Genomic DNA, 13,508 nt, shown 5'->3' on the forward strand with positions numbered 1-13,508 from the left:
GTCCCCTCCTCACGGCACTACCCCTCGCTGTCCGAATGGCCGCGCGGTCCGTCGCCCGCCCCGTTTTCGGCCAGGCCGGCGAGGAGCTTCGCGGCCTGCCGGGGCCGGATCAGGAACTCGACGTGGCTGCTGTCCAGCGTGTGCACCTGGAACAGGTTGTCCGGGGTGAGGGCGTCCGCCTCGGCGATGAACCGGTCCTGCAGCGCGACCGGGATGGAGCGGTCCCCGGTGAGCCGGACGTATGTACGCGGGATCCGGCCCCACGTCGCTGCCTGGGCGCGGTCGTCCGGGCCGCCGGCGTCCAGGCTCTCGTCCGGCTCCAGGGTGTTCAGGAACGAGAGGAACTCGTCCTCGCTTCCGTCGGCCAGCATCGCCGTGCGCAGCGCGGCCAGCAGGTCGGGGTCGGCGGTACGCCAGTTCATCCGGATCGCGCCCAGTGCGGCCGGGTCGCCCACCAGCAGGCCCATGGTGTCGCCGAGCGCGCTGCTCGCGTACTCCGAGCCCTGCATGTACTCACCCGGGGTCGAGTCGACGCAGCACCACGCCGAGACGTAGACGAGCCGGTCGACGAGTTCCGGTACGGCGTTCGCGACCGCGGTGAGGGTGATCCCGCCCCGGCTGTGCCCGACCAGGATCACCGGCCCGTGCTCGGCGGCCCGCCGCAGGACGCCGGTGACGTGGTCCACGTTGTCGGCCAGGGTGACGCCGGCCATCGCCGACGGCGCGGTCGCCAGCGCGGCCAGGTCCTGCGGGGCCTGGTAGGCCGCCGGGAAGGTCGCGCCGAAGCCGTGCCCGGGCAGGTCCACGGCGAGGCTGCGGTGGCCGAGCAGGGTGAGCTCGCGCTGCAGGGCGGTCCAGTTGGCGGCGTTGCCGTTGGAGCCGTGCACGAGGACGAACGTCGGGGTCGTGGTCGTCGTGGTCATGGCCGTCATCCTGACATCCGCCCCCTCCCGCGTCGGCGTGGCGGCCCGCCGCTTCGTTCACACTCGGAACTCTCGTCGCCGCGGCCCGCGCCGCCATCCCTCCCGGGAGGCATCCGCGCTCCCGCCGAGGGGTGAGGAGGGCCTCAGGTGGCAGGTCGGTGCACTCGGCACCGAATGTCCACATCCGGGGGTCTCCGTACGTACAAAGCCGACGTGGACGCCTATCGTGACTAGGGCGCACCAACGTGCCACCAACCGGCCACAACCCCAACACACCGGCCGCGAGGGACGCCGGGCACACGGGGGGGATGGAGGACAGTGGTGACAGCGGGGGCATCGAGGACGTTCAGAGCAGTTGTGACAGTGAGGCAGTAGGGACGACACCGGGCAGATGAGACGCGACAGTTCGGTCACGCCACCGGCGCCCCGTCGGGCGTCGGCCCTCAGGCGGTGTGCCCGTCCTCGCGTCGAGCGCGGGGAGTTCCTGCTCGCCGTCCCCGCCGCCTCGGCCGAGCCCACCGGTGGCCCGTCCGGTACCGCCGCCGATCGCCCCGGTCCGGCGGCCGGCTCACGTCGGCGCGCCTGGCGGGCGGGGTGGCTGCGCGCCGGCCGGCTGCTCGCCGCGTTCGGCGTGGTGGCCGGAACGATCTTCGGGGTCACGGTCGCGATGCGTCCGGCGAGTGCCGCGCCGTGGGACTGCCCGTTCGGCAGCGGCAACATCACCAACGCCGGCCCCGAGCACGGCGGCTCCGGGATGACGGCGTGGATCCCGGTCATCGCCAAGGAGGACGTCGAGCCCGGCGCCGACCCGGACAAGCAGAAGCGCGGGCGACAGGCCAACCCCTCCGACCACACGCTGCTGGAGGTCGCTGGACCGCGCGGCCTGCTGTGGTCGTACACCCCCAAGGCGCTCAACACCGACGTACGCGACGGCAAGCAGAAGTTCGGCACCTCCGACCCGGAGAGCAACTTCGAGACGCAGTGCTCGGTGATGGACGCCTCGGCCACCGGCATCGCGCAGATGCTGTTCTCCTTCGGCGGCTTCTTCGGCGGCCTCACCATCGGGATGAAGCAGCTGGCCAGCAACGAAGCGCCGTTCGAGACGTTCTACGACGCCCAGCAGAGCCTGCTCACCAACCTCAACGACAAGATCGGCGTACCCGCGATCGCGCTCGCGGTGGCGGTCACCGGCCTGTGGGTGCTGACCCGCATCCACCGCCGCGCCGACTCCCGCGAGACCTACGCGGGCGTGATCAGCTCGGCCCTGATCGTGGTGGCCATCACCGCCATCCTCACCGGGAACAACTACGTCAAGCTCACCGGCGCGGTGGACAAGTACACCTCGGAGTTCAACTCCGCGGTGATGGACCTCGCCATCATCAACCGCAACACCGACGCGTCCAGCGCGTGTTACCTGCCCACGGTGGCCACGCCGAGCCAGGCCCAGGGCGACTCCCAGGCCGGCTCCCTGGGCATGCGGCCGCCGCAGGACTCCCCGCGCGCACTGACGTACAACCTCGGCAAGCGGGTCTCCTCCTGCATGCTCTACGAGGTGCTGTTGTTCCAGCCCTGGGTCAACGGCCAGTTCGGCACCGAACGCCAGCTCAAGGTCGACGACCTGAAGGTGGGCTCCCAGAACTACTGCCCGAACAGCCAGGCGCCGGTCTACCAGCGCCCCAAGGGCGTCACCAGCATCGAGTACCGCTGCGACGACCGTCCGGTCGCAGCCGGCCAGGACCGGCCGAAGATCAACCTCGCCGTCCAGCAGGTCGTGGCGCAGTCGCTGTCGCGCAACCAGACAATCGACGAGGCCGACGGCAAACGCGTCGACACCGGCCAGAACTACTTCCTGTGGAAGGGCGTGCAGTACAAGATCGCGCAGGTCTACCCGCAGAACTACGAGTTCTGGGAGGGCACGCAGCCGACCGGGCGGATGGCCACCGCGATCGCGGCGTTGTTCGTCAACCTGATCGCGTTCGTCTTCGTCGGCCTGCTGGCGCTGCTCACCATCTTCTGGCACGCGGTGTTCCTCATGGCCTGGATCTTCCTGCCGCTGATCGGGGCGATCGCGGCGTTCCCACCAGCGCGGCGGATCGTGCGGATGATGGCCGGGGTGATGGTGCAGGCGGTGTTCCTGCGCTGCGTGTTCGGCCTGGTGCTGGCGCTGCTGCTCGCGGTGCTGAACATCCTGCAGGTCGCACAGGGCGGCATGGTGATCAAGATCTTCCTGATGCTGGTGGCCACCGCCGCGATCTGGAAGATCCTGTCCGCGCTGCGCACCGGTGCGCTCGCACCCCAGGTCGTGCAGGAGGCCACGCAGGCAGGTGTGGTCCCGGCCGACACCGGCGCGACCGCCCGCACGCGCGCGGCGGTCGGCGGTGCGTACCTCATGCAGCGCGGCGTACGCAGCGGCGCCCGCTCCGGTGCGATGGCCGGCGCGGAGGCCGCCGAGGGCCTCGGCTACGAACGCGGATCCCGGCAGTGGCGTACAGAGGTACGCCGGGGCCGGATGCAGGGCGCCGTCGCCGGTGGGCGGATGACGACGCAGGTCGGCCGGGCGCAGACTCTCGCCGGTGACCAGGGCCGGATGACCGTGACCAGGGCGCAGGCGCCGGCACTGCGGCGGCGGCGGGACGAGGCCGCCGAGCAGCGCCGGATCGAGGACTGGAACCAGGCCGAGGGCCGCCACGAGGAAGTGCTCGAGGCGCTGAAGAACCCCGGTGGTGGCGGCAAGCGCCCGCCGCCCAATGATCCGACGTGATGGTGACGGCGCACTCTCGCGTGTTCCGTGGAGTCGCGGTCGTGCTGGGGCTGCTCCTCGTGGTCGTCCTGGCGCTTCGCGACGGTGCGACGATCGCGCTGGCGGCGGCGGGGCTCACGGCGGCGGGGTTCGCCTGGTGGATGCGCCGAAGCCGCGACGGCGCGCTGACCCTCCTGTCCCTGCTGCTCGCGTGCCTGGTCACCTCCTGGGTGACCCAGGTCGCCGGTGCGGGGCTGGGGGCCAATGCTCCGCTGTGGCTGGGCACGGTGTTCTGGACGTTCCTCGGCGTGCTGACGCTCCTGGTCTGGCTGACCCCCCACCCGGGGACGGGCCGACCGGCTGGTCGGTTGCCCACCGTGGTGGCCGCCCATGCGCTCCTCGTGGTGGCGAGCTTCCTGAGCGTCTTCGCGCTGTCCGTGGTTCCGGTCGCCGGCTTTGTGGTGGCGGTGGCCTTCGTCGTCCTCCGCTCACGAGGTCGGTTGACCCTCCGCCGTACGACGGTCCGGCGGGCGCCGGCCGACACAAGCGCGGTCGCGCTCGCCGCCCGCGGGGCGGACCGGACGGCGACGACGCTGGCCTCGCTGCCCGGCGACTGGACGGTGGCCGGCGGACTCGCCCTGCCCGGTGGACTCGTCGCCGAACATCTGGTCGCCGGACCGGGTGGGGTGTACGTCGTGGAGTCCCGCAGCTGGGAGGGCTCGCTCGCGCTCACCTCGGTCGACCAGGACTCAGGTCCGGTCGAGGCCTATGGACTGGACGGTGATGCCGCCGAACTGGCCGCCCGCCTGCGCCCCGTGGGGGAACTCCTCGAGGCGGCCGACGACGTGCCCTGGCTGAGGGATGCGGATCTCGGAGTGGTGCTGGCGGTGTGGGGATCGGCCCGCCCCGGCACACCGATCGACATCGCCCTGGTCGGCCGACGTGACCATGCCACTCGGGCGGTGGTGCACCTGGTCGCGGGCGACCAGGTCGCGGGCTGGCTGCGTGCCCGCCCGCAGGTCGGTGACACCCAGATGGTGGCCGGGGTCACCGCCCGCCTCGAATACCTGGGAGGCTGGGAAGCTCCCGAACGTCTGGCACCTGGTGGCGGGTGAGGCCTACAGCGGTGAGATAGCCCGGATCCGGTCGGTCGAGGCGGCGACCCGCTCGGCGTTCGGGTTGAGCACGTGCTCGATCTCGAACGTGCCGACCAGCTCGCCGGCGGTCAGGTCGCGTATCTGGACGCAGATGATCTGGTTCGCGTCGTAGGCGAGAGTGGTCTCGAACGGCGCACCCTTCGGGTACGGCGGCACCCGGACGGGTTCGTCACTGAGGATGCGGACGTGCGCCGGATCGGTGTCGTCCCCCTCGGTGATCCGGATGCCCAGCTCACCCTGCCGTGGGTACCGGGTGTAGAAGACCGCCGACTCCTCCGCCGGGATCGGGGTGTTGCGCGGGATGATCACCCGATTGATGAGGACGTCGGTGTCCCGCGTGAAGACGATCTCACCGAGCCCGTGGGACGTCACGTCGTGCACGGCGAGCCGCATGCCGGCAGGACTTGCCCTGGACTCCTCGGACTCCTCGGTGCGTTCCTTCCGCCGCAGCCCGAACGGCGCCCTGGACCGGAGCCGGGAGGAACGTCCGCGCGGCGCGGGCGCGGCCGGGGGTTCGGCCTGCTCCAGCAGGTGAGCCATCCGGGCGGCGCCGAGCGCCACCACCTCGTCGGGGTTGGCGGTCGCGTCCGGAGCCCGGCCGGAGATCTCGGTCAGCATCCGGCGCACCATCGGCATCCGGGTCGAGCCGCCGGCCAGCAGGATCCGGTCCACCCCCGGCCAGGTCAGGCCGGCCTCCTCGACCACCTGCTCGGCGGTGTCGCGGGTACGGCTCAACAGGGCGGAGGTGAGGTGCTCGAAGTCGTCCCGCGTCACGGTGACGGCGCGCGCGAAGCCGCCCACGGCCAGGTGGGCGACCGCCTTGTCGACGCTTGTCAACGTGTGCTTGACAAGCTCGGCACGCTCGCGGAGGTCCACCTCGGTGGCGTCGTCGCCGAGCAGGCTCGGCCCGCCCTCGGCGCGGAAGCGTTCGTCCAGCAGGTGCATGAGCGCGTTGTCGAAGTCGAAGCCGCCGAGGTTGCGGTCGCCCGCGGTGGCGAGCACGTGCACCGCGTCCGGCTCGACCCGCAGCGCGGTGACGTCGAAGGTGCCGCCGCCGAGGTCGTACACCAGCAGCGACCCCGCCCAGCCGCCGGCGCCCGGCCCGTTGCCCTCACCGGGATCGCCGACCAGCCCGGCGGCGAGCGCTGCCGCGGTGGGTTCGTTGACGACCCGGCGTACCGTCAGCCCGGCGATCGTTCCCGCGGCGATCGTCGCCCGCCGGGCCGCGTCGTCGAAGTACGCCGGCACGGTGATCACCGCGTCGCGCACCTCGCCGGCCAGCGCGCGTTCGGCGTCCTCCTTCAGGCGTTTGAGGATCAGCGCCGAGATCTCCTCCGGCCCGTAGCCGGTGCCCCGTGAGGTCTCGAACCGCCAGGACGGATCGCCCATCGCCCGCTTGACGAACCGCACCGCGTCCAGCGGTGACGCTGCCACCGACCGCCGGGCCATCGTCCCGACCAGCGGTTGCTCCCCGTCGAAGAACACCACCGAGGGCGTGATGCGTTCGCCGTCCCGGTTGGGCAGCACGGTGGCCCGGCCGAACTCGTCGACCCGGGCCACCGCCGAGAACGTCGTACCCAGGTCGATACCGACCCAGCGGCCGGTCCCGGGCGCCTGCCGGCCACCCATCGCAGGTCAGGACACGAGGTCGTCGATGAGGATGGCGGCCAGCCGGCGGACGGCCTCCCGGGTCTGCGGGCGCAACATCTTGTTGACGGCGTTCGGGTCGCGGAACGGGATCTTTCCGCCTCCGTCCAGCGCGGGGTCGTAGGGCACGACGACGAGTTCGCGCACGTGGTCGGCGAACGCCCGCTCGATCGCCCGCACCTTCACCGGGCTCGCGGTCTCCTTCGCCACCACGGCCAGCACCACCCGGCGCCGCATGTCGGGGAACCCGTTGTCGCTGAGGAACTGCAGCGTCTTACGGGCGAGGTTGGCGCCGTCCTTGGTGTTGTCGGTGACCAGCACCATTCCGTGCGCGACCCGCAGCGTGCCGAGCATCGCCTCGTGGGTGATGTGCGTGCCGTTGTCGAGGATCGCGAAGGAGAAGAACGGCGCGAACAACTCGGCGAGCAGTTCGACGTCGGCCATGCTCAGCTGGTGCCGGATCTTGCGGTCGGTGGAGGCGGCCAGCACCCGGACGTTCATCTCCGGGACCTTCTCCATGAAGTCGTGCACGTGGTAGCGCCACGGAATCTCTTCCACGTGGGCGAGCAGGTCGCGGATCGAGTGGGCCGGACGGACACCCAACCGGTCCGGCAGCGTCCCGAGGTCGGGGTTGAGGTCGGCCACGCCGACCGACTCCCGGCGCCCCTCGGCGATCTCGGCGGCCAGTAGCGCGGCCAGCGTGGTCTTGCCGACGCCGCCCTTCTCCGAGGCGATGCCGATGTAGCCGCAGTAGCCGCGGGTACGCCGAAGCTGGCGGTTGAGGCGTTCGCGCAGCTCCATTTCCTGGCGGTCCCGCCGGCTCGGGCCGAGGTTGATCCGGGTGAGGCGGTACAACGCGCCCTGCCAGCCGAAGCGCGGCACCGGCCGGCGGCGCTGGGTGGACAGGTCACGGCTGAACGCCTCGTCCTCGTCGTCGCTGATCGGTGGCACGTCGAGGACGAGTTCCTTCCCACGCGCAGGCGTGTCGCCGCGGCCCGGCCGGCCGAACCTGCTGACTCCCCGAACCGTCGCGGCCGAACCACCCTCGGGACCGCCGCGCGCGTGGTCGCCCGCCAACTGCTCGGCGGGGCGGCGTTCGCCGGTGCCGCGCTCGTTGGGGTCGCGTTCGAACCCGCTCCGGTCGTTGTCGGCACTGTGCCGCGGCTGGTTCCAGCCCTGGTCGACCGAGGTGCGCTGGGCGGGGCCGTCAATGGTCAGGGAGTCCTCGCCACGTCGCCTGGCCGCCGGCGAGGGTGGTGCGGTCGAGGCAGCCGTCGACCGCGCGCCGCCGTAGGGTTCGGCCGGTGTCGCCGAGCCGGACTGCGCGCGTTCGTACGTCGACCCGGTCTGCGCGGCCCGGCCCTGCGCCGCGGCCGGTTGCGGCGAGCGTTCGGCGCCGGACGAGCCGGCGCCGGACGGCCCGCTTCCGGTGGGCTCGGTCCCGGTCGGCTCGGTGGGGCCACGCCTGCCGCCCTGGCTGCGGGCCGGGGGTGACCAGCGCGACGGCGGCTGGGAGGAGATCGGCCCGAAGCCGAGGCTGAAGCCGGTGTCGTCACCGCGCGCCGGAGCACTCGTCGCGGACTCGCCGGTGTACGCCTGCCGAGAGGTGTCGGCACCGGCGTCGTCCGCCCGGCCGGTGGTCGCGGTGTCGGTCCTCGCGTCGGCGTCCGCGTCGTCTGTGCCTGTGGTGTCGGCCTGGCCGGCTGTGTCCGCGGTGGAGGCGTGCCCGCTGCCGGCCTCGTCGGAGTAGTCCGCGGCCGATGAGTGGTCGGGCGCTCCGGCGTCTCCCGGCTCGTCGGCGCGGTCGATGCCGCCGGCGTCGGACGCGGCCGCCGGGGTCACCTCGGCGTCCCCGTTGCCGGCCGGAACCGAACTGAAGAACCACTGCGACGGTGGCTCGTCCCGTGCCGGCTCGAAGCCGGACCCGAACCCGGAACCGAAGCCGGACCCGAAGCCGGACCCGGATTCCGACTCCGGGGAGTCGTCGTCGGGCTGGCGGTGCGGGGGCTGTTGGTAGGGACGTCCGACCCCGATGTGCTCCTCGTAGGCGTCGGGATCGACGTCGAACACGCTCTCCGGGCGTTGCTCGCCCGGGCGCTCCCCTGGCCGAGCCGAACCGGCGCCGGCGTCGTCGGAACCGTTTCCGTTTCCGGCCCCGTCCGCCGAGCCGTTCCCTGAGCCGTTCCCGGAGCCGTTGTGCGGTCCGTGGAACGACGCCGGCCGCTCGCCCGACGTGGCATCGCCGGTAGGCATGTCGTCATCGTGGGGCTGCTGGTCACTCACAACTTTCTCCCTGCGGTGGGGGCTTGCTCCCGGCGGGGCCTGAGCACGTTCTGAGCACGCTAACGAGTGAAGAGGGACGCGAGGAATCCGATCAGGACGAACAACACGGCGCCACCGATGATCACCATCCTGCCTCGGCCGGCGTCGTTCCACAGGCGGGCGACCGAGGCGCTACCGGTCGCGAGCCGGGCGGCGTTCCCGACCTGGCGCAGCGCACTCAGGCGTTCGCCGGGACGTTCGTCGAGGGTGGCACCGGCCTCGCCGACGAGGTCCGGTGCGGGCTCGGCGCCGAGAGCGACGCGTTGCGCGTCGCGGACGGCGACCAGGCCGGCGAGCAGGTGGTCCAGGCTCCTCGGTGTCAGTGGGAGGACGGTCGCCACGGTCTCGTTCTCCACGCACAGGACGGCGTTCCACGGATCCGCGGGATCGTAACCCTCCACGCCGAACGCCGTCGCCGGCTCCAGTCGAAGACCCGCGGGACGGCCGGCACCGTCGGTGGCGGGCGGGTCCGAGGAGTTCGACGTCGTGGTGTCGGCGTCGGCGAACTCCGGCCCGCCGGGGAAGGGCAGACCGTCGTGGTCGGCGTCGTCGTAGTCCGCGCCTTCGTAGCCGGGGCCGGTGTGGTTCGGGTCGCGCGCACCGAGAGCCTCGGCGTCGGGAAACTCCGATCCGGCGAACTCCACGTCGGGCAGGTCCGGATACGGCGCGGCCGGCGTCGGTGACCCGGCGGCCGGTCGCCCGGAGGTCGGTGGCTCGGCCTTCGGCGCACTCTGCCCGGGGGAGTCGACGCCGGAACGGTCGGGCCGGTCGGGTGCGGACGAGCCCGCACCGGAGCCTGTCGTCACCTCGCTGCCCCCTCCCCGGAGCGCTCGCCCGTCCATCATGACGCGCGCACCGTCGGCCTCGCACGGGCGGACACGTGTGCGGCGTCCGTGGTGTGTACTTCGCGAACAGTAGTTCCTCGGCGCGGATGTGCAACCTCGCCGGATGCCTCGCCGCTTTCCTCGCCGGACCTTCTGGCGGATCACGGCGAGACTCCGTGTCCGGACAGCCAGACCTCCGGGTCCTGGGGCCGTCCGTCGACCCGGACCTCGAAGTGCAGGTGGGGTCCGGTGGTGTTGCCGGTCGAGCCGACCTCGCCGATCATCTGACCGGGGATCACCCGTGTCCCAACCCTGGCGGCGAACGCGCGCTGGTGCGCGTACATCGTCACGACGCCGTTGCCGTTGTCGATCTTGATCATGTTGCCGTACGGGCCGCCGTTACCGGCGAAGATGACCGTCCCCGCCGCGGCCGCGCGGACCGGAGTGCCCGGCGGCGCGGCGAAGTCGAGCCCGGTGTGGCAGTTCTCCCAGTGGCTGCTGCACTGGCCGAACCGCGCGGTGAGTCGGTAGGAACCCGGCGGGACCGGGAGCACCCACACGCCGGTGGCGGGCAGGGTGGCGGCGTTGCCGAACACCGAGACGTGGATGTGGTCGTAGTGCAGGCAGGTGTCGGTCGTACATCCGGCGTAGTGGGTGTAGTCGCGCCAGCCTTCCTTGTCGCGGTTGATGGACCAGATCTTCTTGTCGAAGATGACGTAGTGCACGCCCAGGCGGGCCTGGTTGGCGCGCACCCAGTTGGCCACCTGCCAGCCGAACGCCTTCGCCGGCTGGGACTTGTAGTCGGGGAACGGCAGCATCGCGTCGACCGCGCGGCCGTGGGCGTGGTCGCCGTCGCCGCCGGCCGGGCGCTCGCCCACGCCGTAGACCGTCCGGAACTGCGGGAACTGCTGGTGCACGCAGCGGATCACCTTCAGTGCGTCCGGGGTGAGTCCGGCCTCCGACGCGGGCCACGGTGTGGGCGGGCAGGTGGTGCCGGGCGGGAAGCCGCAGTCGCCGGGTCCGTCGCCTCCGCCACCGCCGTACTTCGCCACCAGGGCGCGGGCGAGCGGCTCGTCGTCGGCGTACGCGCTGGGGAACGCCGACACCTGCACGGCCTGGGCGGCGTCGGTGACGGTCATGTTCTGCCAGCCCCGGATGTCCAGCAGACCGGGCTGGCCGCGCATGCCGCCGGTGTAGAACATCGTGGCGGACTTGAACGGGTTGGTGCGGTCCTCGCGCGGGCCCCACGCGTTGCGCTGCTGGAACAGGCCGAGGGAGTCCCGGTCGCCGTAGTCGAGGTTGCGCAGCCCCGACTCCTGCAGCGCGGTGGCGAGGGCGACCACCCAGCCGTACTCCGGCACCCGGGACTGCTTGCCCGCGGCGATGATCGATCTGGTGTTGTCGATCTGGTCCGGGTCGAGCTGAGACGGGTCGCCGGCCACCACGCCGACGTGCGAGCCCGCACCCGTGCCCGCGCCGGAGGTGTCCGACGCCGCCAGCACACCGATCGGCCCGCACGGCACGGAGTTCTGCGTGTCGGTCGAGCCCAGTGGTGCGAACAATGCCAGCCCGAGCGAGCCGACCAGGCCGACCATCAGCACCGGCAGCAAAAGGACGGCCAGACCGAGTGCGACGTAGAGCGTGCGGCGGTGCGGTGCGTGCCCGACCCGCCCGCCGGTCCCGCGGCGGATGGCGGAGTCGGCGGTGCGGCGGCCCACCCTGGTGGCCGCGGCCCGGGCGAGCCGGCGGCCTGCTGTGCGGGCGGCGACGACGACCGGTGCCGGCATCAGGGCGCTCCGGCGCGCTTCGTCGTGCTGGGGCTGGGGCTGGACGTGGCGACCGGCTTCGCCGGCTTGGCCGGCTTCGGTGAGGGCGACGTGGTCGGCGTGGCCGGTGGGCTCGGCACCGGGGTGTCGGAGTCGGGCAGGACCTCCGAGACCCGCCACCCGGTGGTGTCGAGCACGAGGTTGCAGCGAATGCGGATGCCGTCGTCGAAGAGCGTGCTGGTGGCCGCGGCGTACGGCGTGGCGGCGACGATCGCGGGCCTGCCCTTCGGTGACGCGGTGGGCAGGTTGGCGGGGTCGATCCTGGCCAGCCGGGTGGTGAGCCACTCGGTGGCGTACGGACGCAGCCGAGTCGTGCGCTCGGCCGGGGTGCCGGGCCGCTTCCACTCGGCGAGGAACCGCGTGCTGACCCGGATCAGCGTGGCCTTCGTCTTCGCGTTCGGCGTGTAGGGGTCGTCGGCGTGGTCGGAGCCCTCGTCCGGCATGGTCGGCGTCGGCGTCGGGACCTCCGGTCCGGCGGGCGCGGGTGGCCCGTCGACCTCGCCGGTCGTCGCGGTCGGCTCGGCGGCCGGAGTGTCCCGGTCGCCGCCGAGATAGGTGCTCACCATCAACGCCACGACCGACAGCACGGCCACCACGGCCGCGATGACCGCGATGACCCGGGCGTTGCGGTTGTCCACCGGTCGCTCCCGAACGTGCCTGCCCGGGCGACCGTCGCGCGGGCTGTTTCCGAACTGCGGGTAGATGCCTCGACTACGGTACGCGAGCACGCGGCGCTGCGGCTGCTGCGAATCGTCGCCTTGTGGACAACGCATCGGCGCCGCCCGGTCGTCCGGTTATCGAGGGTGGCTTCAGTCGATCACGGATGCAAGCTTGCGCGGGATCCATCCCGACGGTCAGACGCGCACGTCGGACCGGCCGGACCGGACCAGTCGGCCCGCCGGCGGGAACAGCCGGTCAGAAGAGCCGGCGGACCACGGGCACGCGCCGGAGTACGAGGGTGACCAGTCCGCAGCCGACCACCAGCGCCAGCACGACTCCCACGTGGAACGCCATGTCGGCGTAGTCGGAGGCGAACGCGGGCTGCCGCCGGCGGACCAGCAGCTCCAGCGGGATCGGGTGCAGCACGAAGATGCCGAACGTCAGGTCGGCCAGCCGGCGTACCAGCCGGGCGCGTGCCGGGATAGGTGCCCGGTCGCCGAACACCGCGCGCAGTCCGTACGCCATCGCCACCGCCGCCACCAGCACGGTCGGCGCGTAGTAGTCGTACAGCGGCCGGCCGTCCTGCGGTCCCACCAGGCCGAACAGCCACCAGGTGACCGCCGCCGTCACCAGCACCGCGCCGGCGTACGCGGCCGCCGACCGGGCGAGCACGGTCCGCCGGGGCCGGCGCGGCCGCGCGGTGGCCACGACGTACCCCAGCAGGTAGTAGCCGAGGAACGGCACGAAGTAGGAGAACGCGTTGAACCCGCCGCCGCCCATCAGCAGGTGCTGGGCCTTGTCGGCGACGGCCAGGCCGAGACACACGGCGGTGCCGGCGACCAGCAGTCGACGGTCGGCGGTGGCGACGAACGCCCGAAGGAACGGAGTGACGAGGTACAGCCCGGCGACGACGTACAGGAAGTAGAGGTGGTAGTACGGCCGGCCCCACGCGAACCCCTGCACGAAGGTGTACGACGTGATCGCCCGGCCGTTCAGCCAGGCGTCGAGGACGAGGTAGCCCGCGGTCCAGGCGACCAGCGGCACCGCGATCCGGGCGGCCCGGCGGCGGTAGAAGTCGCTCAGGCGTTCCGCCGGCCGGGGCTGCAGCAGGGTCGCTCCGGACACCATGACGAACAGGGGTACGGCGAACCGGCCGGCCGACTCGGCGAGGTTGCCGAAGTGCCACAGCTTCGCGCCGACCGTCCCCCACTCCAGGGTGAGGTGGGCGCACACGTGGACGGTGACGACGGCGACGATCGCCACGATCCGCGCCCACGACAGCCAGTGGACGTGCCCGGGCGCGGCGGTGTCCGAGGAAGGGATGGTCTCCGAGCTCGCGGCGGGGCGAAGGCCGGGTTCGGCGGACGCCGGATCGGTGGTCGGCACGTCGGTCGTCGGGGTGCGAGCGC

General features: G+C 72.3%; 9 protein-coding genes. 2 read left to right on the forward strand and 7 right to left on the reverse strand.

Translation table 11 applies throughout. From position 1 onward, the window contains the following. Positions 1-17: 17 nt before the first annotated feature. The gene (locus tag ABZV93_RS05625) at positions 18-923 is read right to left on the reverse strand and encodes an alpha/beta fold hydrolase (RefSeq protein ID WP_354930867.1); all 906 of its coding nucleotides are present in this window, start codon (positions 921-923) and stop codon (positions 18-20) included. A 391-nt stretch (positions 924-1,314) separates the two neighbouring features. On the opposite strand from ABZV93_RS05625, the gene ABZV93_RS05630 reads away from it, so the two are divergent. Continuing rightward, positions 1,315-3,684: a hypothetical protein gene (locus tag ABZV93_RS05630; RefSeq protein ID WP_354930870.1), complete on the forward strand. Its 2,370-nt coding sequence runs from the start codon at positions 1,315-1,317 to the stop codon at positions 3,682-3,684. Beyond that, positions 3,684-4,778 carry a nuclease-related domain-containing protein gene (locus tag ABZV93_RS05635; protein WP_354930873.1) on the forward strand — a complete coding sequence of 365 codons (1,095 nt, stop codon included), beginning with the start codon at positions 3,684-3,686 and terminating at the stop codon, positions 4,776-4,778. Before ABZV93_RS05630 ends, ABZV93_RS05635 begins: the two co-directional genes overlap by 1 nt. A gap of 3 nt (positions 4,779-4,781) precedes the next feature. Here ABZV93_RS05635 and ABZV93_RS05640 read toward each other — a convergent pair whose 3' ends face one another. The 6 genes from ABZV93_RS05640 to ABZV93_RS05665 form a co-directional block, all read right to left on the reverse strand. Continuing rightward, complete coding sequence (locus ABZV93_RS05640) at positions 4,782-6,449, reverse strand: Hsp70 family protein (RefSeq protein ID WP_354930876.1); 1,668 nt, start codon at positions 6,447-6,449, stop codon at positions 4,782-4,784. Positions 6,450-6,455: 6 nt separating this feature from the next. Then, on the reverse strand, positions 6,456-8,720 hold the full coding sequence (locus ABZV93_RS05645; protein WP_354930879.1) for a hypothetical protein: 2,265 nt from the start codon (positions 8,718-8,720) through the stop codon (positions 6,456-6,458). Positions 8,721-8,809: 89 nt separating this feature from the next. Next, positions 8,810-9,595: a hypothetical protein gene (locus ABZV93_RS05650; RefSeq protein WP_354930882.1), complete on the reverse strand. Its 786-nt coding sequence runs from the start codon at positions 9,593-9,595 to the stop codon at positions 8,810-8,812. A gap of 179 nt (positions 9,596-9,774) precedes the next feature. Next, positions 9,775-11,400 carry a M23 family metallopeptidase gene (locus tag ABZV93_RS05655; protein WP_354930885.1) on the reverse strand — a complete coding sequence of 542 codons (1,626 nt, stop codon included), beginning with the start codon at positions 11,398-11,400 and terminating at the stop codon, positions 9,775-9,777. Then, positions 11,400-12,077, reverse strand: coding sequence for a hypothetical protein (locus ABZV93_RS05660; RefSeq protein ID WP_354930888.1), 678 nt, complete (start codon positions 12,075-12,077; stop codon positions 11,400-11,402). The genes ABZV93_RS05655 and ABZV93_RS05660 overlap by 1 nt, the downstream gene beginning before the upstream one ends. Positions 12,078-12,354: 277 nt before the next feature. Next, entirely contained in the window at positions 12,355-13,485 is a 1,131-nt protein-coding gene (locus ABZV93_RS05665) for an acyltransferase (protein ID WP_354930891.1), read from the reverse strand. Between the last annotated feature and the right edge of the window lie 23 nt (positions 13,486-13,508).

Origin of the sequence: Actinopolymorpha sp. NPDC004070 (assembly GCF_040610475.1) — a bacterium.
Lineage (GTDB): Bacteria > Actinomycetota > Actinomycetes > Propionibacteriales > Actinopolymorphaceae > Actinopolymorpha.

What these genes read in the sequence shown, in the direction of transcription:
- ABZV93_RS05630 (WP_354930870.1), top strand. Translation starts at nt 1,315, where the DNA reads ATGAGACGCGACAGTTCGGTCACGCCACCGGCGCCCCGTCGGGCGTCG.
- ABZV93_RS05625 (WP_354930867.1), bottom strand. Translation starts at nt 923, where the DNA reads ATGACCACGACGACCACGACCCCGACGTTCGTCCTCGTGCACGGCTCC.
- ABZV93_RS05655 (WP_354930885.1), bottom strand. Translation starts at nt 11,400, where the DNA reads ATGCCGGCACCGGTCGTCGTCGCCGCCCGCACAGCAGGCCGCCGGCTC.
- ABZV93_RS05640 (WP_354930876.1), bottom strand. Translation starts at nt 6,449, where the DNA reads ATGGGTGGCCGGCAGGCGCCCGGGACCGGCCGCTGGGTCGGTATCGAC.
- ABZV93_RS05645 (WP_354930879.1), bottom strand. Translation starts at nt 8,720, where the DNA reads ATGCCTACCGGCGATGCCACGTCGGGCGAGCGGCCGGCGTCGTTCCAC.
- ABZV93_RS05635 (WP_354930873.1), top strand. Translation starts at nt 3,684, where the DNA reads ATGGTGACGGCGCACTCTCGCGTGTTCCGTGGAGTCGCGGTCGTGCTG.